Origin of the sequence: Micromonospora sp. NPDC047134 (assembly GCF_040643455.1) — a bacterium.
GTDB lineage: Bacteria > Actinomycetota > Actinomycetes > Mycobacteriales > Micromonosporaceae > Micromonospora.
Window position 1 is genome coordinate 1 of record NZ_JBEYUI010000009.1, and the last position, 22,230, is coordinate 22,230.

Annotated in this window: 20 protein-coding genes and 1 pseudogene; 7 read left to right on the plus strand and 14 right to left on the minus strand. The window is 71.3% G+C overall.

What is annotated here, in order from left to right; all coding sequences use genetic code 11:
• Window positions 1-71 precede the first annotated feature (71 nt).
• The 4 genes from ABZ795_RS13395 to ABZ795_RS13410 all read right to left on the minus strand — a co-directional run bounded on the left by ABZ795_RS13395 (window position 72) and on the right by ABZ795_RS13410 (window position 1,213).
• Window positions 72-305, minus strand: a complete 234-nt coding sequence (locus ABZ795_RS13395; protein ID WP_357530487.1) for a pyridoxamine 5'-phosphate oxidase family protein — start codon at window positions 303-305, stop codon at window positions 72-74.
• Between the two features lies 1 nt (window position 306).
• The gene (locus ABZ795_RS13400) at window positions 307-489 is read right to left on the minus strand and encodes a DUF397 domain-containing protein (RefSeq protein ID WP_357530488.1); all 183 of its coding nucleotides are present in this window, start codon (window positions 487-489) and stop codon (window positions 307-309) included.
• Between the two features lie 104 nt (window positions 490-593).
• The gene (locus ABZ795_RS13405; RefSeq protein ID WP_357530489.1) at window positions 594-776 is read right to left on the minus strand and encodes a DUF397 domain-containing protein; all 183 of its coding nucleotides are present in this window, start codon (window positions 774-776) and stop codon (window positions 594-596) included.
• Window positions 767-1,213, minus strand: coding sequence for a DUF5753 domain-containing protein (locus ABZ795_RS13410; protein ID WP_357530490.1), 447 nt, complete (start codon window positions 1,211-1,213; stop codon window positions 767-769). The genes ABZ795_RS13405 and ABZ795_RS13410 overlap by 10 nt, the downstream gene beginning before the upstream one ends.
• A 167-nt stretch (window positions 1,214-1,380) precedes the next feature.
• Between ABZ795_RS13410 and ABZ795_RS13415 the strand changes: the two are divergent.
• Window positions 1,381-1,664 (plus strand): annotated as a pseudogene (locus tag ABZ795_RS13415) (hypothetical protein).
• A gap of 223 nt (window positions 1,665-1,887) precedes the next feature.
• Here the strand turns inward: ABZ795_RS13415 and ABZ795_RS13420 are convergent.
• The 5 genes from ABZ795_RS13420 to ABZ795_RS13440 all read right to left on the minus strand — a co-directional run bounded on the left by ABZ795_RS13420 (window position 1,888) and on the right by ABZ795_RS13440 (window position 11,172).
• Complete coding sequence (locus ABZ795_RS13420; RefSeq protein WP_357530491.1) at window positions 1,888-3,297, minus strand: class II fumarate hydratase; 1,410 nt, start codon at window positions 3,295-3,297, stop codon at window positions 1,888-1,890.
• A gap of 46 nt (window positions 3,298-3,343) precedes the next feature.
• The gene (locus ABZ795_RS13425; RefSeq protein ID WP_357530492.1) at window positions 3,344-6,325 is read right to left on the minus strand and encodes a BTAD domain-containing putative transcriptional regulator; all 2,982 of its coding nucleotides are present in this window, start codon (window positions 6,323-6,325) and stop codon (window positions 3,344-3,346) included.
• Window positions 6,326-6,523: 198 nt separating this feature from the next.
• On the minus strand, window positions 6,524-8,185 hold the full coding sequence (locus tag ABZ795_RS13430) for a fumarate hydratase (RefSeq protein WP_327023814.1): 1,662 nt from the start codon (window positions 8,183-8,185) through the stop codon (window positions 6,524-6,526).
• A gap of 166 nt (window positions 8,186-8,351) precedes the next feature.
• A complete protein-coding gene (locus ABZ795_RS13435; protein WP_357530493.1) occupies window positions 8,352-9,806 on the minus strand; it encodes a PQQ-binding-like beta-propeller repeat protein in 1,455 nt (484 codons plus the stop codon).
• A 103-nt stretch (window positions 9,807-9,909) separates the two neighbouring features.
• Window positions 9,910-11,172 (minus strand): MFS transporter, encoded by a 1,263-nt coding sequence (locus tag ABZ795_RS13440; RefSeq protein ID WP_357530494.1) that lies wholly within the window; start codon window positions 11,170-11,172, stop codon window positions 9,910-9,912.
• A 67-nt stretch (window positions 11,173-11,239) separates the two neighbouring features.
• Between ABZ795_RS13440 and ABZ795_RS13445 the strand changes: the two genes are divergently transcribed.
• Window positions 11,240-12,226 (plus strand): winged helix-turn-helix domain-containing protein, encoded by a 987-nt coding sequence (locus ABZ795_RS13445; protein WP_357530495.1) that lies wholly within the window; start codon window positions 11,240-11,242, stop codon window positions 12,224-12,226.
• 55 nt (window positions 12,227-12,281) lie between these two features.
• On the opposite strand, the gene ABZ795_RS13450 is transcribed toward ABZ795_RS13445, so the two are convergent.
• Entirely contained in the window at window positions 12,282-12,788 is a 507-nt protein-coding gene (locus tag ABZ795_RS13450) for an Lrp/AsnC family transcriptional regulator (RefSeq protein WP_327023810.1), read from the minus strand.
• A 138-nt stretch (window positions 12,789-12,926) separates the two neighbouring features.
• Here ABZ795_RS13450 and hppD point away from each other — a divergent pair, with 138 nt between their 5' ends.
• From hppD to hisC, 4 genes are read left to right on the plus strand one after another with little or no spacing between them, the layout of a single operon-like run.
• Window positions 12,927-14,132, plus strand: a complete 1,206-nt coding sequence (gene hppD, locus ABZ795_RS13455) for a 4-hydroxyphenylpyruvate dioxygenase (RefSeq protein ID WP_357530496.1) — start codon at window positions 12,927-12,929, stop codon at window positions 14,130-14,132.
• Between the two features lie 11 nt (window positions 14,133-14,143).
• A complete protein-coding gene (locus tag ABZ795_RS13460; RefSeq protein WP_357530497.1) occupies window positions 14,144-14,935 on the plus strand; it encodes an RDD family protein in 792 nt (263 codons plus the stop codon).
• 22 nt (window positions 14,936-14,957) lie between these two features.
• Window positions 14,958-15,875 (plus strand): RDD family protein, encoded by a 918-nt coding sequence (locus tag ABZ795_RS13465; protein WP_357530498.1) that lies wholly within the window; start codon window positions 14,958-14,960, stop codon window positions 15,873-15,875.
• The gene (gene hisC / locus ABZ795_RS13470; RefSeq protein ID WP_357530499.1) at window positions 15,872-16,972 is read left to right on the plus strand and encodes a histidinol-phosphate transaminase; all 1,101 of its coding nucleotides are present in this window, start codon (window positions 15,872-15,874) and stop codon (window positions 16,970-16,972) included. The genes ABZ795_RS13465 and hisC overlap by 4 nt, the downstream gene beginning before the upstream one ends.
• Before the next feature lie 130 nt (window positions 16,973-17,102).
• On the opposite strand, the gene ABZ795_RS13475 is transcribed toward hisC, so the two are convergent.
• The 4 genes from ABZ795_RS13475 to ABZ795_RS13490 all read right to left on the minus strand — a co-directional run bounded on the left by ABZ795_RS13475 (window position 17,103) and on the right by ABZ795_RS13490 (window position 20,934).
• Window positions 17,103-18,347 (minus strand): PQQ-binding-like beta-propeller repeat protein, encoded by a 1,245-nt coding sequence (locus ABZ795_RS13475; RefSeq protein WP_357530500.1) that lies wholly within the window; start codon window positions 18,345-18,347, stop codon window positions 17,103-17,105.
• Window positions 18,348-18,492: 145 nt separating this feature from the next.
• Window positions 18,493-18,699, minus strand: a complete 207-nt coding sequence (locus tag ABZ795_RS13480) for a DUF397 domain-containing protein (protein WP_327023804.1) — start codon at window positions 18,697-18,699, stop codon at window positions 18,493-18,495.
• 163 nt (window positions 18,700-18,862) lie between these two features.
• On the minus strand, window positions 18,863-20,071 hold the full coding sequence (fahA, locus tag ABZ795_RS13485; RefSeq protein WP_357530501.1) for a fumarylacetoacetase: 1,209 nt from the start codon (window positions 20,069-20,071) through the stop codon (window positions 18,863-18,865).
• Window positions 20,068-20,934, minus strand: a complete 867-nt coding sequence (locus ABZ795_RS13490) for a hypothetical protein (RefSeq protein WP_357530502.1) — start codon at window positions 20,932-20,934, stop codon at window positions 20,068-20,070. Before ABZ795_RS13490 ends, fahA begins: the two co-directional genes overlap by 4 nt.
• An 84-nt stretch (window positions 20,935-21,018) precedes the next feature.
• Here ABZ795_RS13490 and ABZ795_RS13495 point away from each other — a divergent pair, with 84 nt between their 5' ends.
• Window positions 21,019-22,182 carry a homogentisate 1,2-dioxygenase domain-containing protein gene (locus tag ABZ795_RS13495; RefSeq protein ID WP_357530503.1) on the plus strand — a complete coding sequence of 388 codons (1,164 nt, stop codon included), beginning with the start codon at window positions 21,019-21,021 and terminating at the stop codon, window positions 22,180-22,182.
• Window positions 22,183-22,230 lie beyond the last annotated feature (48 nt).

The window sequence follows — 22,230 nt, forward strand, 5'->3', positions numbered from 1 at the left end:
GCGTGCTGGGTAGTGTCACGATGATCCTCTTCCTGTCTCCCGGCAAGCCTAACGCTCCCGGAACGGCTGCCTCATCTCAGCCTGGCAGACAGGGCGTCCGGTAGCGCCAGCGAGACCCGGGGGTCGGCGGCGATGTTGCGGACCTTGCGGTTGCGCTCGGCCGTGCCGATCCACCACTCGTCGTCGAGATACAGGAACCAGACCGGGGTCAGGTGCGGCGACCCGTCCGGCCGCAGGGTGCAGAGCCAGACCACCCGCTCCCGATCCAGCCGCTCCAACACCTCCGCACCAGGCGAGGTGATCACCTCAGCGCGGCGGCGCGGCGACGAAAACCCGCCAGGCGTACGCGTCGAAGGTCAGCACTACCCTCGCCGGATCCTTGCTGTCCCGCACCCCCACCACCCCAGGCACGTTCGTCGCCACCTCGACACACTGGTCGCTGGAGCCGCTGCGGCTGCTCTTGCGCCACCGCGCACCGGTCAGTTTCATGACTCGGTCACTTCCCTCATCAACTCGATCGACTGGGGCAGAGCCAGACCAACCGCCCCCGCTCCAGCGGCTCCAACACCTCCGCGCCAGGCGAGGCGATCACCTCAGCGCGGCGGTGCGGTGAGGAAAACCCGCCAGGCGTACGGCTCGAACGTCAGCACCGCCCCCGCCGCATCCTTGCTGTCCCGTACCCCCACCACCCCAGGCACATTCGTAGCCACCTCGACACAGTCGTTCGACTGCGCACTACGACTGCTCTTGCGCCACCGGGCACCGGTCAATTCCATGACTCGACCACTTCCCTCATCAACTCGATCGATTGAGTAGGCGTGTACGCCTCGCCCAGGCAAACCTCCCACACCTGCCTCAGAAGATCGAGATCCGCCGACCGGTCCACTTCCTGTCCCCCGATATGACTGCCGAGGAAAGCGCTGTCGGTGCCGTCCCTCGCCGTGGCCAGCAGGAAGGGACCGCCCAGGCCGGGGTGCTCCGCCGCCGTTTGCGGGATGACATGTAGCCGCACCCGGGGATGTTCGCTGGCGACCTGCACGAGGTGTGACACCTGCTCGGAGATGATCTTCCGGTCTCCGACACATCGGCGGATCAGCGCCTCGTCGATGATCGCCACCAAATGGGGCGGGGAGTCGCCGGACAGCACCGCCTGATTGGCCATCCGCTCCGCGAGCCGCCGCTCGACCCGGCCACAGTGGGCCTCGGACAGCACGGCCAAACCCTTCCGACCGTAACGGTGTGCTCAGCAGACTGTGCGCAGCGACGCTCGCCGCTCATTCCCCCGAGAGGCGACGTCGAGGTGGGACCACCCCGCTCCCCCGGCCGGGCGGTCCCATCGCCGGGGGCCATGACGAGTCCGCTCTACCGGAAGGCTGCGCCATGCCGACCCCATCCGCCGACGCACCGGTGACGCGCCCTCACCTGCCGCTGCGTCCACTGTGGCTGTGCCGGGTCTGCGCAGCACCCTGGCCCTGCGCCACGGCACGACTCACGCTGATCGCCGAGTACGCCCACGACCGGATCGCACTCAGCGTCTACCTCTGCGCGTCCTGCACGAGGCCGTCGCCGACCTGTATCGCCTCCACCCGGACGACGGCCCGACCCCGGCCGCGCTCTTCGCCCGCTTCCTCGCCTGGGTACCGCGCCCCCGAGGTGAACCGTGACCCACTGACCATGGAAGCCGGTGGTGGCGGTCAGGACCGGAGTGCTGGTTGCTGACGGGACAAGGGCGACCCGCTCGCCGGACGTCGATCAGCAGGCAGGTGGGTGATAGCACCAACGGTTCAGCTCGACAGCAGGCCGGACCCGGACCTCAAGGCCGGTGACCGACGCCTGACGGGCCACACCTCGCCAAGGGCATCGCACTCGGTGCCGCGCTTCCGACGCTCAGGGGTGGGTCATCCGGAGCAGGTCCAGGGCCTCCTCCAGCTGGACCTCGGTGAGTTTGCCGGATTCGAGGTGGCCCCGGGCGATCACCACCTCCTTGATGGAGGTCTGCTTGGCCAGGGCCTCCTTGGCGATCGAGGCGGCCTCGTCGTACCCCAGGTAGCGGTTGAGGGGGGTGACGATCGACGGCGAGCCCTCGGCGTACGACAGGCAGACCTCGGCGTCCGCGACCAGGCCGACCACGCAGCGGTCGGCCAGCAGGCGGCTCGACGCGGCCAGCAACCGGATGGATTCCAGCAGGTTGCGGCCCATCACCGGGAGCATCACGTTGAGTTCGAAGTCGCCCTGCGAGCCGGCGAAGGCGATCGTGGCGTCGTTGCCGATCACCTGCGCGCAGACCTGCCGGACCGCCTCGCAGACCACCGGGTTGACCTTGCCGGGCATGATCGACGAGCCGGGCTGGAGGTCGGGGATGCGCAGCTCACGCAGGCCGGCGCGGGGGCCCGAGCCCATCCAGCGGATGTCGTTGGCGATCTTGTAAAGACCGACCGCGACCGTACGCAGCTGGCCCGAGGCCTCCACCAGGGCGTCCCGGGCGCCCTGGGCCTCGAAGTGGTTGCGGGCCTCCGTCAACGGCAGCCCGGTGGAGTCGCGCAGCTTCTCGATCACGGCGGCGGCGAAGCCCAGGGGGGTGTTGATGCCGGTGCCGACCGCCGTGCCGCCCAACGGCAGTTCGGCCAGCCGGGGCAGGGCCCCCTCCAACCGCTCGATGCCGTAGCGGATCTGGGCGGCGTACCCGCCGAACTCCTGGCCCAGGGTCACCGGGGTGGCGTCCATCAGGTGGGTACGCCCGGCCTTGACCACGGTCTCGAACTCACCGGCCTTGGTCTCCAGGGCACCGGCCAGGTGGTCCAGCGCCGGAAGCAGGTCCCGGGCGACCGCTTCGGTGGCGGCCAGGTGGATCGAGGAGGGGAAGACGTCGTTGCTGGACTGGGAGGCGTTGACGTCGTCGTTGGGGTGCACGTCCCGGCCCAGCTCCCGGCTGGCCAGGGTGGCGATCACCTCGTTGGCGTTCATGTTCGAGGAGGTGCCGGAGCCGGTCTGGAACACGTCGATCGGGAACTGGTCGTCGTACCCGCCGTCGGCCACGTGCGCGGCGGCTGCCGCGATCGACGCGGCAACGCTCGGGTCGATCACCCCCAGCTCGCCGTTGACCTCGGCGGCCGCTCCCTTGATCCGGGCCAACGCCCGGATCTGGGCGGGCTCGATCCCCCGACCCGAGATCGGGAAGTTCTGCACCGCGCGCTGGGTCTGGGCCCGCCACAGCGCCTCGGTGGGCACCTCCACCTCGCCCATCGAGTCGCGTTCGATCCGGTAGCCCGTGGTCTCTGGAGTCGTCACGCGTACCATCCTGCCGCGCCGACCGCGGACGTGCAGATGATCGCGGGAGCCGGACTCAAGCCAGCTCGGCCAGCAACCCCTCGATCTCCTCCGCGTCGGGCGACTCGACCTCGCGCAGCAGGGACAGCGCCCGGAACCAGTAGGACCGGGCTCCGGCCGGGTCGGTGTCCCGCAGGCAGCGCGCCAGGCCGTCCAACGCGTGGGCCCGCTCGTACCGATGGTTGATCTTCGTGGCGTCGAGCAGCACCCGGCCGAACAGGTCCTGGGCGCTGCGCACGTCCCCCTGGTCCAGCAGGGCCCGGGCCAGCAGGTTGCGTGACCTGCACTCACCGATCAGGTCCCCACCGTCGCTGATCGCAATGTACGCCTGCCGGTGCAGGGCCGCGGCCTCCTCCGGTCGACCCGCCTCCCGGGCCATCATGCCGATCTCGTTGAGCACCTCCCCCTCGTCGAACCGGTTACGCAACTGCCGTTGCAGGACCAACGCCATCCGCAGCAGTCGGCCCGCCGGCCCGGTGTGGCCCATCCGATGCCGGACGATACCGACATGCCCGAGGGCGGTGGCCAGGTGCCTAGGGTCGCCGACCTCCCGCGCCAGGAGCAGGTGCCGCCGGCTGAGCCGCAGCGCCTCCTCGTAGCGGCCCAGGGCGCAGGTCGCGTGGGTGAGGTTGTTGAGCAGGTCGCATCGTTCGGCCACGTTCCCGCCACCGATGGCAGCCGCCGCTTCGTTGAACACCTCGATGCCTCGACGTGGTTCGCCGATGATGCAGTTGCCGATGGCGATGTTGGCCAGCAGCCGGCGCAGCAGGTGGGGGGGACCGGCCCGACGACACAACTCGACCGCCCGGCGCAGCAGGGCGTTGGCCTGGCCGAAGCGGGCCCGCCGAACGTGCGCCGAGGCCAGGTAGTTCAGCATCAGAACCTGGGCCTGCTCGTTGCCGAGTGCCTCGGCCGCGCACAGCCCGACATGGTGGATCTCGAGCAACTCCTCGAGGTGCCCGCCGAGATAGAGCAGCCGCCAACTGGCCCGGGCCAGTTGCCAGGCATGGTGCGGAAAGGACTCCGTAGCCATGGTGGCCAGGGGAACCAGGTTGCAGCGGTTCTCGTCGAACCAGGCCATACCCCGGTCGATGCAGCCGGCCACCGCGTCCGGGCAGGGCGGATCGGGCAGGTCACGAGGAAGGGTCAGGCGACTGCTGGGGGTCTCGTACGGGGTGGCGATCGCCACCAGGACGTGCAGGTGGTGACCGAGCAGCCGACCCAGCGCCGCATGGCGCTCGGTGGCGTTGGCCGGATCGGCCAGCAGAGTCCGGGCGTACTCCCGGACCAGGTCGTGCAGCCGGTACCGGCCCGGCTCCGGCTCGTCCATCAGGTGGGCGTCGACCAGCTCGTCCAGGGCGTCCTGCACCTCGGCCAGCGGCACCCCGGCGATCGCGGCGGCCGTGGCGGTGTCCACCCGCACCCCCGGATGCAGGCCGAGCAGCCGGAAGGTGCGCTGGGCCGCGGGAGATGCCTGGACATAGGACAGGGCGAAGGCGTCCGCGACGGAACGCTGACCCACGGCCAGTTCGGCCAGGGTGTCCCGGCTGCCGGCCAGCCGGTCGGCCAGGTCGGCCAGGCGCCACCGGGGACGGTGGACCAGGCGGCCTCCGGCCAGTCGGATCGCCAGGGGCAGGTGACCGCAGCGGCGTACCACCTCGACGGCCGCCTCCGGCTCGGCGGCCACCCGTTCCACACCGGCCACCCGGCCGAGCAGTTCTACCGCCTCGTCGGTGGCCAGTACCGGCAGCGAGGAGGGCCGCCCCTCGTCCAGGCCGACCAACCGACGCCGACTGGTGATCAGGGTGAGACAGCCGGCGCCGCTGGGCAGCAGGGGAGCAACCTGCTCGGCGCTGGCCGCATTGTCCAGCAGCACCAGAGCCCGTCGGTCGGCCAGTTCGGTACGCCAGATGGCCAGTCGGTCGTCCAGGTCCACCGGGATCCGCTCGGTCGGCACCCCTAGTTGCCGCAGCAGGGTGGCCAGGGCCGCCCCGGGGGTCAGGGGGGCCCGATCACTGTGCCCGTGCAGGTCGATGAAGAGTTGGGCGTCCGGGTACTGGTCGGCCAGGTGGGTGGCGACATGCACGGCCAGGGTGGTCTTCCCGCTGCCGGCCATCCCGTCGATGAGGTGGATCCGGGCCTCCCCCTCCTCGATCTCCTTCACTAACCGGGTGACCGTCTCCATCCGCCCGGTGAAGTCCGTGATGGCCCGGGGCAGGGCCCGGACCGGAACGTTGGACCGCGGTTCCGGACCGGCCACCGCCAGGTCACCGGCGAGCACCCGCTGATGCAACTCCTGGAGGGCGGGCCCCGGTTCGATGCCGAGTTCCTCGGCGTACAACCGTCGTCCCGCCCGGTACAGGGCCAGCGCGTCGGCCTGCCGACCGACCGTGGACAGGGCCAGCATGAGCTGCCCCCGCAGGCGCTCCCGCAGCGGATGCTGCTCCAACTGCTCGGTCAGCTCGTCGAGCAGCGCCCCCGCGTGGCCCAGCCGCAGCTCGACCTCCACACACTCCTCCAGCACCGCCAGGCGCTGCTCGTCCAACGCCTGGGCCCGCCGACGTACGCTGCGCTGCGGAATGCCGGCCAGCGCCGGGCCCCGCCACAGCTCCAGGGCGGAGCGGAACTGCCGACGCGCGTCGATCAACCAGCCCGAGGCCAGCGCGGCACGACCGGCCTCCACCCGGCGGGCGAAGATCTCGCTGTCCAGTTCGCCGGGCCGGATCCGGATCGCGTATCCGGCGGGATCGGTGGCGATGGTGTCCGGCGACAGACCCAGGTCGGCCAGCCGCTGACGGAGCCGGGACACACAGGTCTGCAACTGGGCCCGCGAGGTGGCCGGTGGGTGCTCCTCCCAGATCGCGTCGACCAGATCGTCCACGGAGACCACCCGGTTGGCGCGCAACAGCAGGACCGCGAGTACGACCCGGTCCCGAGGCGCGGTGATGGTGGTATCGCCCTCACCGACACACAGTGGACCCAGGATCCGGAATCGCATCCACTTCCCCGCTCGCGACTGGTGCAACTCTCAGCAGGGTAGTCCGATGATCACCGAAGTTCCTATCGGCCTGATAGCGATCTGAGAGTGGATCAACAGCGGCTGGTCGGAGACTTACTCCCGGTCGCACACGTGGGGTGCGATCGACGGGGGCGGTGCGCCCGCCTTGGGAAAGGCGGGCGCACCGATGTCACTCCCTCAGCGGCGGCCGATGGTCAGCACCGGCTTGGTCACCTCGGCGAAGAAGTCGTTGCCCTTGTCGTCGACCACGATGAAGGCCGGGAAGTCCTCCACCTCGATCTTCCACACCGCTTCCATGCCCAGCTCGGCGTACTCCAGGACCTCGACGTGCTTGATGCAGTCCTGGGCCAGCCGGGCCGCCGGGCCGCCGATGGAGCCCAGGTAGAAGCCGCCGTGCTGCTCGCAGGAGCGGGTCACCTGGGCGGACCGGTTGCCCTTGGCGAGCATCACCATCGACCCGCCGGCGGCCTGGAACTTCTCCACGTAGGCGTCCATCCGCCCGGCCGTGGTCGGGCCGAAGGAGCCGGAGGCGTAGCCCTCCGGGGTCTTCGCCGGGCCGGCGTAGTAGACCGCGTGGTCGCGCAGGTACTGCGGCATCGACTCGCCCGCGTCCAACCGCTCGGCGATCTTGGCGTGAGCGATGTCACGGGCCACCACCAGCGGGCCGGTCAGGGACAGCCGGGTCTTGACCGGGTACTTCGACAGCTCGGCGCGGATCTCGTCCATCGGCCGGTTCAGGTCGACCCGGACCACCTCGGTGGTGTCCAGCTGTGCCTCGGTGACCTCGGGCAGGTAGCGGGCCGGGTCGGTTTCGAGTCGCTCCAGCCACACCCCCGACGGGGTGATCTTGGCAACCGCCTGCCGGTCCGCCGAGCAGGACACCGCGATCGCCACCGGGCAGGAGGCACCGTGCCGGGGCAGCCGCACCACCCGGACGTCGTGGCAGAAGTAGCGCCCACCGAACTGCGCCCCGATGCCGAAGTTGCGGGTCAACTCCAGCACCTCCGCCTCCAGCTCCAGGTCCCGGAAGCCGTGCGCGCTCATCGAGCCGGAGGTGGGCAGCGCGTCCAGGTACTTGGCGGAGGCGTACTTGGCGGTCTTCAGGGCGTACTCGGCGCTGGTGCCGCCGATCACCACGGCCAGGTGGTACGGCGGGCAGGCCGAGGTGCCGATCAGCCGCAGCTTCTCCTCCAGGAACTGCATCATCCGGGTCGGATTCAGCAGGGCCTTGGTCTCCTGGTAGAGGTACGACTTGTTGGCCGAGCCGCCCCCCTTCGCCATGAACAGGAACTTGTACGCGTCCGGGTACCCGTCCGGGTCCTCGGCGTACAGCTCCACCTGGGCGGGCAGGTTGCTGCCGGTGTTGCGCTCCTCCCACATGGTCAGCGGGGCGAGCTGCGAGTAGCGCAGGTTCAGCCGGGTGTACGCCTGCCACACCCCACGCGAGATCGCCTCGGCGTCGCTGCCGTCGGTGAGCACGTGCCGACCCCGCTTGCCCATCACGATCGCGGTGCCGGTGTCCTGGCACATCGGCAGTACCCCGCCGGCGGCGATGTTGGCGTTGCGCAGCAGATCCAGGGCGACGAACCGGTCGTTCGGCGAGGCCGCCGGGTCATCGATGATCGACCGCAGCTGGGCCAGGTGCGCCGGCCGCAGGAAGTGGGCGATGTCGTGCATCGCCTCGGCGGTCAGCGCCGTCAACGCGGCCGGGTCCACGGTGAGGAACCGACGCCCACCCGGGCCGTTGACCACGTCGACGCCCTCGTCGGTGATCAGGCGGTACTCCGTCTGGTCCGGCCCGGTGGGCAGCAACGGAGAGTACGAGAACTCCGTGCTCATGCCGGAACTCCGCTGCGCTCCGTGCCGCTGTCGGACACCACCGCACCACACCCGTGACTCGCTCGCTGACGCTCGCTCATGACGGCAAAGCCTAGGGCAGAAGGTTCGATCACTCCTACCCGCCGCCGGTGATGGTGACGCTCGCCCTTTCTCCGTACCGGCCAGGTCACTTGCCGGAATCGGGGGCGGTGCACAACTCGTTCTTCGGCCCGCAACTGCCCTGGGGTCCGGGCACCCCGCCGGTGCCGGCCGGACCGGGTCCGTTCCCACCACTGTCGCGGGCCGGACCCCCATCGCCTGCAGGGTCACCGGTGGTCGTGCCGAACCGGATGTACCCGATCTCGCGGCCCTCCCCGATCACCATCCCCGCCGGGCCGACCGCCAGCGCGTTGGCGGAGGTCCGCAACCCGAGGAGTTCCCGGCCGGTACGCGGATCCAGGGCCACCAGCCGGTTCGGTTTCTCCTCGGTCACCACGGCCGCGTACGGGGTCAGGGCCGCGCCGGCCTTCTCGCCGGCCGGCCGGTTCCACCGGACCTGCCCGGAGCTCAGTTCACGGCCGGAGAGCCCGTCCCGGCCGGCGGTACGCACCACCGCGTACCGGTCGTCCACGGCGAGCACCCGTTCGGAGTTCTCGGTGGCCAGCAGCAACCGCCCGTCGTACCCGTCGATGACGGCCTCCCGACCGTCCGGCGCCACCCCGACCAGCACGTTACGGGCGCCGTACGGGTCCTCCCGTTGCACGCATCCCGCGCTGTCGGCGGTCCGCAGGTTGAGCCCGGAACGCTGCCAGATCTCCTGGCCGGTGACCGCGTCCCGGCCGGAGATGGCGAAGTAGCAGTTGCCGTCCTGGGAGCGGGCGACGATGCGCAGCACGCGCCCACCGATCACCGCCAGCCGCTCGTCGCGTCCCGGCTCCACGTTCTGCAACACCCGACCGGTAGCGGTGTCCACCACGTGCACCCGCCCGTCGACCGGGAACCCGAGCAGGGCCGGTACGGCCTCCGGGCCGGCCACCTGCCCGTGGATCCGGGCGCTGGTGAGTCGACGGCTGTCCAGCAGATTCGGGTTGTCGGCCAGCAGGCCACTGCTGACCCCGGGCAGGAAGGCCGTCCACAGCGGCGCGGTCCCCCGGGGTTCCCAGGCGCTCAGGGTGCAGTCGGTGGCCTCCACACAGCGGGCGTCCAGCAGCAGGTTGCGGTAGGTCCAGACGGCCACGGCATCGTTGTCCCGCCGACGGGTGACCCCGGTGCCGGGGTCGAGGACCTCGTACCCCTTGACCAGCAGGCGGCCGACGGCCACCACGGCCTCGGCGCCGCTGCCGGCCACCGCGCTCCAGTCGGCCTTGCGCTCCCAGAGCTGGCTGCCGTTGGCCAGGCTGCGGGCCTCCACCCGGGTGCGTTGCTCGACCACCACGGTCTGCCCGGCGATGGTGACGCTGCGCGGGGTACCCCCGATGCGCTGTTGCCAGAGCACGTCCGGCTCGGAGATCGGCTGCCGTCGGTTCACCCAGTCCCACATGCCGGGGAAGGGGTTCCAGACTCCGGTGGCGGCCAGCACGACGACGGCGGTCAGGGCAAGCAGCAGCCAGCCACGCACGCCGAGGCCACTGCCCTTCGCCACCGGAACACGGTAGCCACCCGCATCCCCCACCGCCCGCACCCCACCGCGTGTCGGGAAAGGAAGGGCACCTTATTAACGCCTGCGGTAGTAGCAGGGCCCCCTGTTAACACTGCCTGGCGGCAGGCTTCAGCACCGGCCACAGGGTCAGGGTCGCGGCGATCGAGGCGGCCCCGGCCACCGCCATCACGATGCCCGGGGCCAGCAGCTCACTCAGCCCGCCCGCGCCCGCCGCCGCCAGCCCCTGCATCGCCATCATTCCCGTGTTGACCAGCCCGAAGGCCTGCCCCCGACGCAGCTCCGGCACCGCCTCCAGGAACCGTCGAGCCAGCCCCAACTGGTAGGCGAAGCCCGCGGTGGCCACCGCGAACAGCGCCGCCGCCGGCACCAGTCCCGGTCGGGCCACGAACACCAGCATCGGTACGCCGAGCAGCAGCGAGAGCCAGGGAGTCAGCCGTTCCCGGCCGGCCGGCGACACGAACCGACCCACCAGCAGGTCACCGACCAGCATCCCGCCCGCCCCGGCCATCAGCAGTACCCCGGCGCTGGCCCCCGGCCCCAGATCCGCCGCGTACGGCACCGCCACCCCTTCCGCCCCGACCAGCAGCGAGCCGGGCAGCCACTGGGCCAGCAACAGTCCCCGGATGCGGCGATCGGCCAGCAGTTCCCGGTTGACCCGCAGGGTCTCCCGGACCGCACCGCCCCTGCCCCGCCACTTGCCCTCGGCCGCCCGATCAGCCTCGGGGGTGCGGCGGATCCGGGCGGGGCGGGCGGCCAGGCCCAGGCGCACCAGCAGGGCGGAGAGGCCACAGGTCAGGGCGGTCAGCCAGAGCGCGCCGTAGGGACCTACCAGCCCCAGCAGCAGCCCACCGACGGCGAAACCGGCGACCTGGGTACCCCCGGCGGCCACCGACAGCAGGGACCGCCCGAGCACGTACGCGTCGCCGTGCAGCACCTCGGGCAGCAGGGCGGAGCGGGCGGCACTGCTCACCGGGCCGAACAGGGCCACCACGGCTACCAGGGTGAGCATCACCGGCGGCGACAGCATCCCGGTGGCGAGCACCGCGACCATCACCAGCCGCAGCAGGTCGTACCCGACGATCAGGGCACGGGCCGGCATCCGGTCCGCCCACGCCAGCAGGAACACCCCACCGAGGGCGTGCGGCAGAAACCCGGTCACGTACGCCAGGGCGGCCAGCAGCCCCGAGCCGGTGCGCTCGTAGACCAGCACGGACAGCGCGAGCATCTTCACGGTCTCGCCGATCATGAAGATCCCGAAGCTGCCGAAGATCACCCGGAACTCAGCCACGGCGAAGACGTCGCCGAAGGTCGCCGACCGGTCCAGGGTCGGGGTACTCGTGTCACTCACGGCCGCCAGCCTGGTCCGAAAGCCCCGGTCCGCTCTATCCTTTCGCTTGAGAGCGAAAGGTGGAGCCGTGCGGATCGAGGTCACTCCCGCCGACCTGGCAGCCAGTCGGTACGCCATCTCCCCGCTGGGCGAGACGGTGTCCGCGCTGCGGCTGCACGCCGGTCAACGCTCCACCGACGGTCTGGGGCCGTGGGTGACCCGGACCCGACCCGCCTACGACCGGCTGCGCCGGGAGGTACCGGCGGTCGGCGCCCTGCTGGCCTTGCTGCATCGGGGTGGCTACAACGCCGACTTCATCCAGCCTCCGCCGGACGGCTCGGCCCGGGACTTCCACGGGGAACTGGCCGCGGTCCGGGCCACCCCGCTGGCCCAGGCCCGCGACGAGTTGGCCCGCAACCTGGCCGGCCCCCGGGCCACCCCACCGGCGTACGCCCGCCAGATCTACGCCTCGCCGAAGATGGTCGACCTGATCGCGGACGCCATCGAGGCGGCCTGGCAGGCGCTGGTCGAGCCGGACTGGCCGCGGCTGCGCGCCATCCTGGAACGTGATCTGGTGCGGCGGGCGGGTCGCCTGCTCGCCTACGGCTGGGGCGCGGCCATCGCGGACCTGGACCCCCGACTGCGCTGGATCCCCGGTGAGGTCGGGGTCATCGAGATCAGCGGCGACGACCCGGAGACCCACTCGCTGGCCGGGCGAGGGCTGCTGTTCGTGCCGACCGTCTTCGGCACCCTGATCACCTACGTCGAGCAGCCCTGGCCGTACGCGATCGTCTACCGGGCCACCGGCGTGGCCGAGTTGCTGGGTCCGCCCGACCCGACCCGGCCGGACGACGCGTTGGATCGACTGGTGGGCCGGTCCCGGGCGGCCGTGCTGCGGGCGCTCGCCCTGCCCGCCACCACCAGCCAACTCGTCGCCCAGCTCGGGCTCAGTCTCGGCGGCGTCGGCGACCACCTCACGGTGTTGCGGGAGGCCGGGCTGGTCAGCCGGATCCGCGCCGGTCGGGCGGTGCGCTATCGGCGTACCCCACTCGGCGACGCTCTCGCCGCCGACTGATCCGCGTTCGGCCGAGGATCCGCGTTAACAAGGGGCCCCTGCTCTACCGGAGGCGTTAATAAGGGGCCCTTCCTTCCCCCCGGAGGGCGGAGCGGACCAGGGGAAGGACCCGGTAGGGGATCTGTTCGGCCAGGGCGATGATCGTGGAGGCCCGGCGGATGCCCTCGTACGCGACGATCTGGTCGATCACCCGTTGCAGGTCGGTGTTGGAGCGGGCCACGATCCGGCAGAGCAGGTCGCTGGAGCCGGTGATGGTGTGCGCCTCCAGCACCTCGGGAATCCCGGCCAGGTGGTTGGCCACCGGGTCGTGTCCGTGCCGTTGACTGATCTCCAGGGTGACGAAGCTGGTCACCGTGAACCCGATCGCGGCCGGTGACACCTCCGGTCCGAAGCCGCCGATCACCCCCCGGTCGACCAGCTTGTCCAGTCGAGCCTGGACGGTGCCCCGGGCCACCCCCAACCGGCGGGAGCACTCCAGTACCCCGATCCGGGGTTCCGCGGCGAGCAACTCGATCAGGCTCACGTCCAGGGCATCGAGCTGTACATCCTGTCCAGGGTTCACGGCTTCCCACCCTACTTGTTGTGCAACCTGACCAACCATGTGACTGACAGTTGCCCAGTGAGCGGCCTCACCGTGATAGTCCGGGGAACGAGCACAGCGTCGGCCGATCCGGCCGGCCGGTACGCAAGGGAGGCCACCATGACCCAGGCGATCGACCGACCCCAGTCGACCGAGGACGTCGACGTCGATGCCCTAGTCGGCGCCGTCAACCACGACATCAACAAGGACCCCTTCCCGGTCAAGGGTCTGGACCACGTGCACTTCCTGGTCGGCAACGCCAAGCAGGCCGCGCACTACTACTCCACCGCCTTCGGCATGACCTGTGTCGCGTACCGGGGTCCGGAGCAGGGCTACCGCGACCACGCCCAGTACGTGCTGACCAGCGGTTCGGCCCGGTTCGTGCTGACCGGGGCGGTACGCCCGGACGCCGACGGCGCCGACCACGTCGCGAAGCACAGCGACGGGGTCAGCGACATCGCGCTGGAGGTGCCGGACGTGGACGCCGCGTACGCGCACGCCACCGCGCAGGGTGCGGCCGGTCTGTTGGAGCCGCACGACGTCAGCGACGAGCACGGCACCGTCCGGATGGCCGCCATCGCCGCGTACGGCGACACCCGGCACACCCTGGTCGACCGGTCCCGCTACACCGGCCCCTTCCTGCCCGGCTTCGTGGCCCGGGGCCCGATCGTCAACCGGCAGCCGATGATCGACGCCGGCCTCCAGCCGAAGCGTTTCTTCCAGGCCGTCGACCACATCGTCGGCAACGTGGAACTCGGCAAGATGGACGAGTGGGTCGAGTTCTACAAGCGGGTCATGGGCTTCAGCAACATGGCCGAGTTCATCGGTGACGACATCGCCACGGACTACTCGGCGCTGATGAGCAAGGTCGTCGCCAACGGCACCCGCAAGGTGAAGTTCCCGCTCAACGAGCCGGCCATCGCCCGCAAGAAGTCGCAGATCGACGAGTACCTGGAGTTCTACCAGGGCCCCGGCGCCCAGCACATCGCCGTGGCCACCAACGACATCCTGGCCAGTGTCGACGCGATGCGGGCCGCCGGTGTCGACTTCCTGGACACCCCGGACTCGTACTACGACGACCCGGAGCTGCGGGCCCGCATCGGCGAGGTCCGGGTGCCGATCGAGGAGCTGAAGGCCCGCAAGATCCTGGTGGACCGGGACGAGGACGGTTACCTGCTCCAGATCTTCACCAAGCCGGTGCAGGACCGCCCGACGGTCTTCTTCGAGCTCATCGAGCGGCACGGCTCCCTCGGCTTCGGCAAGGGCAACTTCAAGGCCCTCTTTGAGGCAATCGAGCGTGAGCAGGAGAAGCGCGGGAACCTGTAACAATCTCAAGGGTGAATCAGCCTTCGCCGCACCCGACGTCGCCGGCCGGTGGCGGCTCACCGATCGGTGGGCCGCCGCCCGCCGCCGGTGGCACCCCGCCGCCCACCGGCCCCCCGCCGCAGTACGCCCCGCCTCCCGCAGGTTGGGCAGGCTCGCCGCCCCCACCGGGCGTCCCCGGCGGCCCGCCGCAGGGCTGGTCCCCGGGTCAGCCCCCACCGGGCTGGTCCCCGGGTCAGCCTCCGCCGAAGTGGGCGGCCGGGCCACCGCCGCCGGTGTTGGGGCCGGGCGGTCAGCCGCTGGCCAGCTTCGGTGACCGGCTGCTGGCATACCTGATCGACACGGCGATCGCCACCGCCGTGCTGCTGGTGCTGTTCACGCCGATCTTCCTGGCATTCACGGCCTGGCTCGTCACCAACCTGCCGGAGATGAACCCGGACGGCACGTTGGCGGACCCCACCCCCGCCGACGTCATCACGGAGATCCTGCTGCCGATGCTGCTGCTCCAGGTCGCGCTGTTCGCGCTCATGTTCGCGATCTACTGGCTGTACCACGTCGAGTACCTCAAGCGGACCGGGCAGACCATCGGCAAGAAGGTGATGAAACTGCGGGTCGTTCCGCTCGATCCGACCGCCACCCTCGATCGACGGATGGCGGGGAAGCGATACCTCGTGGAGTTCGTGGGCGGGTCGCTGGTGCCCTTCGGCAGCTACCTCGACGGGCTGTGGCAGCTGTGGGACAAGCCCTGGCAGCAGTGCCTCCACGACAAGTTCGCCGGGACCGTCGTCGTTAAGGTGGCCAGGTGACCGAGCACAGCAAGGCCGCGCCGTGAGCGTGGCACCCGGCTGGTACGTCGACCCCGCCGACCCGCAAACCCGCAGATACTGGGACGGCGAGGGCTGGATCGGCGCGCCCATCCCGGTCGATGCCACCCCACCCGAGGGCCCGCCCCCGCCCGAGCCCGAACCGACACCGGAACCCGAGCCGGTGACGTCGACCACCCCGCCCGGCACACCGGCCACCCCGCCCGGCACACCGGTCGGCGGCCCACCTCCGGGATATCCCCCACCCGCTGGCTGGCAGCAGGCGCCACCGATCGGTGACCCTCGGCACGGGCCACCCCCCGGCTGGCCGTACCCGACCTGGCCCGGACGCCCCCCGGAGCCCCGGCCGCACGGTATGCCGCTGGCCTCCTTCGGTGCCCGCCTGGGTGCCCGGCTCATCGACTTCGGCATCGTGTTCCTGCTCAACGTGCTGGTCAACGGCTGGTTCGTGGCACGTCTGCTGGACGAGATCTCGGCACCGCTCAACGAGTTCGGGCGACGGCTGCAGAACCCGGAACGCAACACCGAACCCCTGCCGCAGGCGGGCGACCAGACCGGCTCGTTGATCGTGGTGATCCTGTTGATCGCCACGATGCTCTGGCTGGCGTACGAGGTGCCGTCGATGGCGGCCAGCGGGCAGAGCTTCGGCAAGCGGCTGGTGGGCATCCGGGCGGTACCGGTCGAGGCGGACGCCCCGCTGGGCTTCGCCCGCGCGCTGCGGCGGTGGAACACCCTGGGTCTGCCCACCCTGCTCTGGTACTGCTGCGGGCTCGGTCTGCTGCTCCAGTTGTTCGACGCCCTCTCCCCACTCTTCGACCACCCACTGCGGCAGGCGCTGCACGACAAGCGGGCGCAGACCGTGGTGGTCAAGGTTCCCCCTACCCCCGCTGATCGCACCAACCCACCCGGAGATGCCTCATGACCGACACCGGACGCCAGCCGACAGTGCGGCTGACCCGCGCCGACCTGGACGCGCTGCCCAACTACGTGCCCGGCCGCAGCCCGGCCGACCTGGCTCGGGAGCTTGGTCTGCCGGAGGCGATCAAGCTGGCCAGCAACGAGGTGCCGTACGGCCCGCTGCCCGGAGTGGTGGAGGCGGTCGCCGAGGCCGCCGCCGGGGTGCACCGCTACCCGGACATGGGAGTGGTGGCGCTGCGTCAGGCCCTGGCCGACCGGTACGGGGTGGACCCCGACCGGATCGCGACCGGCTGCGGTTCGGTGGCGCTGGCCGAGCACCTGGTACGGGCCACCTGCCTGCCCGGTGACGAGCTGATCTACGCCTGGCGGTCCTTCGAGGCGTACCCCATCATCGCGGCGACCAGCGGCGCGACCAGCGTGAAGGTGCCCAACGACGCCGGGCACGGGCACGACCCGGCGGCGATGGCCGCGGCGGTGACCGACCAGACCCGCATGATCCTGGTCTGCAACCCCAACAACCCGACCGGCACCGCCCTGGGTCGGGCGGAGCTGGATCGCTTCCTGGACGCCGTGCCGGACGACGTGCTGGTGGTCATCGACGAGGCGTACCGGGAGTTCGTCACCGACCCGGAGGTGCCCGACGGGCTGGACTACGCCGACCGGCCCAACGTGGCCGTGCTGCGCACCCTGTCCAAGGCCTGGGGGCTGGCCGGTCTGCGGATCGGTTTCCTGGTCGCCCAGCCGCAGGTGGCGGCGGCGGTACGCAAGGTCGTCACCCCCTTCTCCAGCAGCATGGCGGCCCAGGCCGGAGCGCTGGCCGCCCTGGCTCAGGCCGACGAGATGCAGCGGCGGTGCGCCCTGGTGGTGGCCGAGCGGGAGCGGGTCACCGAGGCGCTGCGCAAGCTGATCCCGGAGGTGCCCGCCAGCCAGGCGAACTTCGTCTGGCTGCCGCTGGGCGAGCGGGCGCTGGAGTTCGGCAAGGCGTGCGAGGCCCGGGGCGTGATCGTCCGGCCCTTCCCGGGCGACGGGGTCCGGGTCACCATCGGCACCCCGGCCGAGAACGACGCCTTCCTGGCCGCCGCCGAGTCGGCGCTGGCCTGACAGAAATTCGGCCCCAACTCACCGGGGCGTGGAGCTGAGCCGGGCCGGTCCGCCATCCCCCTGCGGACCGGCCCGGAAGCCCATGAAAGACAGCTTACGCGGCTTTTGTCCGATTTACCGCTGATTCGGGCTAGGTCGCCGCCAGGATCAACGGCTCAGAGGTGAAGTAGTAGCCGTGATCGTCGGCCTCCGGGTCGACCGGGGACCGCAGCCGCTCCACCGCCAGGTATCCGTCGACCGCGTACGCCCGGCCCGGCACCCATCCGGTGCCGTCGGCGCCCACATTCAGCACGAACCGGGACAGCTGACGGCCGGTGGCCGGATCCAGGGTGACCAGCTCATTCTCCTCGGTCACCAGATGCACCCGGCCGGGCTGGACCGCGATCAACCGCCCCGGCCCCACCGGGGTCCGCCAGAGTTCGGTGCCGTCGCGGACCGCCCGGCCCACCACCACACCCTCCGCCGGGGTCACGGCCATCCGGTCGAGCAGTTCTACCTCCGTGCCGTCCAGCGCCGCAGCGGCCACCGGCTCCCCGGAGCCGAGCAGCCAGCCCCGGGCCGCCCCGTCACCCGGACCGGCGGTACGCAGCCCGGCACAGCCGGTCGGAAGGCAGCCGATCAGGTTCACCGTCAGCTCCTCGCCGGCCTCCGGGGGACGCCACCGGGCGGCCACCACCCCGGTCCCCGCATCCCGGAACTCGACCACGGTCGGTCCGGCGCAGCGGTCCAGGCTGAGCAGTTGGCCGCTGGTGCTGCCGCCGACCGGTTCCCGGCAACCACGCCCCACCTCGGCCCGCCACAGTTGGCCCCCGTCGGCCAGGTCCACGGCCCGCACCTCGCCCGCCCCGGAGCTGACCACCGCCTCCCGGCCCTCGGCCGTCCTGATCACGGAGAGACCCGGCGGCTGCCAGACGACCTCGCTCCCGGTGCGTCGGGTGCTGCGCTTGCCCTCCGGTTCCGGCCCCTGCGCGCGCCAGGCGACCCCCCCGGTACGCGCGTCCAGGGCCACCAGGTCACCGTCGGACCATCGGCTGACCACGGTAGTGCCGCTGGCCACCACCGCGTCCAGGGTCGCCGGCCAACGCCGGTACGACCAGTAGGGGGTGCTGCGGTGCCGACCGTCAGCCGGTTGATCGGCATAGACCTGACGCTCGGCCGCGTACACCCGCAGTCGACCGTCGACGATCAACGGGGCGACCGGCAGCCGACCCACCACCCCCGGTTCCGGACGGCTCAGGGCGGGATAGTCGACCCGGGCCGGGGTGCTGACCTCGGCCGGGGCCAGGACCCGGTATCCCACGAGCGCCAGCGTCCCGGCCACCCCGGTCGCCGCCACCGCGGCCACGATCCGCCGCCGACTGCTCGTCCACCCCATGCCGTACCTCCCCGCCCGGCACCCTACCCACCGGTCGGAACGACCCCGGAGCTGCGGTCAGACCCCGCTGCGGGGTGGTCGGCGCGAGAAGATCACGCGGTGCGGGCCCCGGGGCAGGGCTGCCGCCCCGGAGACCCTGGGGTTCTCAGCGGGCCAGGTCGCCCTCGCGGACCGCACCGACGAAGGCGCGCCAGACCCGGGTGCTGACCACCAGCAACGGCCCGCCCTGGTCCTTGGAGTCGCGTACCCCCACCACGCCGTGGCGGGCCAGGTTGTCGGCCACCTCCACGCAGAGGCCCTGGTCATTGGAGCGGCTGCTGGTCCGCCACACCGCACCCACGAGATCGTGCATCGTCGTCATCTCCCTCGGCTTCGACATGCCGCCCGCTACCCGGCCGACCGGGTTCCGGTCGGCCGGGTGCCGCGTGGCGACGAATTCCGAGGCGATCAACGAGACGGGCCCCCGACCTTGATCGCACAGCCGGTGCGACAAGGGGCTGGCTGTCGGGATGAAGTCAGCCGGCTGCCGCGATCGTGCCGGTGACCTCGGCCAGGGTGATGGTGGTGCCCTCCGGGCCGGGGGCGGTGGCGGTGATGGTCACGGTGTCCCCGTCCAGCAGGAAGGTGCGCTCCTCGCCCCTGACGGTCACCGGCTCGGCCCCGCCCCAGGTCAGCTCCAGGAACGAGCCGACCTGGTCCCGCCGATCACCCGAGACGGTGCCGGAGGCGTAGAGGTCACCGGTACGCAGGGAGGCGCCGTTGACGGTCAGGTGGGCCAACTGCTGGGCCGGAGTCCAGTACATCTGGGCGAACGGCGGCCGGCTGACCTGCTCGCCGTTCCAGTGCACGGTCATCCGCAGGTCCAGTCCTAGATGCGGCTCGTCGCGCAGGTAGTCCAGGACCGCGGGATCCTGCGGCGGGGCGGCCACCTGGGCGTGCCCCAGCGCCTCCAGGGGGGTCACCCAGGCGGCGATGGAGGTGGCGAAGGACTTGCCCAGGAAGGGGCCCAGGGGCTGGTACTCCCACGCCTGGATGTCCCGGGCCGACCAGTCGTTGACCAGCACCACCCCGAAGACGTGCTCGGCGAAGTCGGCCGCGGCCACCCGGGAGCCGAGCGGACTGGGCACCCCGACCACGAACCCGACCTCGGCCTCGATGTCCAGCCGGGCGGACGGGCCGAAGACCGGCCCCTCCTTGCTCGGCCGCTGACCCTGCGGGCGTACCACCGGGGTGCCGGAGACCACGACCGTGCCGGCCCGGCCGTGGTAGCCGATCGGCAGGTGCTTCCAGTTGGGCAGCAGGGCCGGCTGGCCGGGCCGGAAGATCTGCCCGACGTTGGAGGCGTGCTGCTCGGAGGAGTAGAAGTCCACATAGTCGGCGACCTCGATGGGCAGCTCCATCCGCACCTGGTCCAGCGGCACCAGCAGCGGCTCCACGGCCTGGCGGTGGGCCGGGTCGGTGAGCAGTTCGGTGATCCGCTGGCGGACCGCGGTCCACTGTGGGCGGCCCAGCGCCAGGAAGGTGTTCAGGGTGGGCTGGCCCAGCGCCCCACCGGCCAGCACCAGGCCGGCCTCCTCGGCGGCGGTCAGGTCCAGCACCAGGTCGGCGATGCGTACGCCGATGCGCGGCTGCCCCTCGCCGACCCGGAACACCCCGTACGGCAGGTGGTGGATCCCGAAGCCGGACTCCTGCGCCCCGGGCACCCAGCTCTGTTGCGCGGTCATGCCTGATATCCCCCGTTCACCAGCCCCAGCCGGATCAGATCGGTAAGTGGTTCCACGATGCTGCACGAGCCGAAGCCCACCCACAGCGGACGCCCCAGGTCGTGCCGGCCGTCGAGCTGCTGCACCAGGGGTCGCTCGTCGCGGACGGTGAGCAGTTCGGTCACCGCCTCCACCCCGGCGCCCTCGGTGGCGGCCAGGGTCGCGGCGAGCACGTTGGCGAAGCCGTGGTGGGTGATGCCGGTTTCCTGGTCGAGGTGGCGCACCGCGTGGTGCAGCCCGGCGGTCAGCTTGAACGGCACCTCCCGGTCCCGACAGGCGCAGATGACCGCGGCCAGCTCGGCCGGGCTCGGGAACAGCTCGGCGGCCAGCCCTCCGGTACGGAACTTGGCCGCCACCGGCAGGCCACGGGATCTCGCTTCGGCCAGGGTGTCCAGGGCGGACATCAGCCCGAAGGTCAACGGGATCTCCGCGAAAGCGGCCACGCCGTCCAACCGCTCGGTAAGCGTGATCAGCTCGCCCAGACCGGGCTGCGGGTCCTCGCCGCGCTTGGCGACCGGTGCCTCCAGTTGTCGGACGGTCACCCCGAGCGGAGGCAGGAACGACAGCGCAAAGGGCAGCCGGTCGAGGCCGGTGTCGCCGATCAGCCCGATCACGAAGCCCTCGGCCGGGTCGATCAGACCGTCCAGCTCGCCCGCCACCACCTTCGACGCGGGCAGCAGCAGCGGGCCGACGAGGTCGGCGTACCAGGCGGAGCGATGGCCTCGGTGGGCGGTCACGGCGTCGGGCAGCGCGGCGCTGCCCGGCGGGAAGACGGCGGCATCGTCGACCAGACCGGCGACGAGTGCGGGCAGCTGCGTTGACACGAGACAAGAATGTACGGGACGCTACAAGGAGCGGACAACAGCGTCCGATAATCGGACGCACCAAGCTGGTGACCGGGAGGCGACATGCCGTACTACCGCAGCGTCGGCGAACTGCCACGCAAACGCCACACCCAGTTCCGGCAGCCCGACGGCAGCCTCTACACCGAGGAGCTGATGGGCCAGGAGGGCTTCTCCTCCGACTCCTCCCTGCTCTACCACCGGTACGCCCCCACCGCGATCGTCGCCGCGGAGGAGTTCACCCCGCCCGCCGTGACCCGGGTGCCCAACCTGCCGCTCAAGCCGCGGCACCTGCGCACCCACAAGCTCGACGGCACCGGGGCCGACCCGATCCTGGGCCGGCGTTACCTGCTCGCCAACGACGACGTACGGATCGCCTACGTGCTGGCCGACCGGCCCTCCCCGCTGTTCCGTGACGCCACCGGCGACCACTGCCTGTACGTCGAGTCGGGCAACCTGCGGGTCGAGTCGACCTTCGGCGTACTGGACGCGGTGGCCGGGGACTATGTGGTCATCCCCACCTCGACGGTGCACCGACTGGTGCCCACCGGCGACACCCCCACCCGGCTACTGGCCGTCGAGGCCTCCGGGCACATCGGCCCACCCAAGCGCTACCTGTCCGTACGCGGCCAGTTCCTGGAGCACTCCCCGTACTGCGAGCGGGACGTCCGGGGGCCGGACGCGCCGCTGCTGGTCGAGGAGACCGACGTGGAGGTGCTGGTCCGCCACCGTCGTGGCTGGACCCGTCACGTCTACGCCAACCACCCCTTCGACGTGGTCGGCTGGGACGGTCACCTGTACCCGTGGGCCTTCTCCATCCACGACTTCGAGCCGATCACCGGCCGGATCCACCAGCCGCCACCGGTGCACCAGACCTTCCAGGGCCCGAACTTCGTGATCTGCTCGTTCGTCCCCCGCAAGGTCGACTACCACCCGGACGCCATCCCGGTGCCGTACCACCACCACAATGTCGACTCCGACGAGATGCTCTTCTACACCGGCGGCAACTACGAGGCGCGGCGCGGCTCCGGCATCGAACAGGGCTCGATCTCCCTGCACCCCTCCGGCTTCACCCACGGCCCCCAGCCCGGGGCGGCGGAACGCTCGATCGGGGTCGACTTCTTCGACGAGTTGGCCGTCATGGTCGACACCTTCCGCCCGCTGGACCTGTGCGACGCGGCAGCGGACTGCGAGGACGACGCCTACGCCTGGACCTGGTCCCGCCGCTGACCGGCGGGCCCTCGTCAACCCTCTGAAGCCCCGCTGCCCACCCCGGCA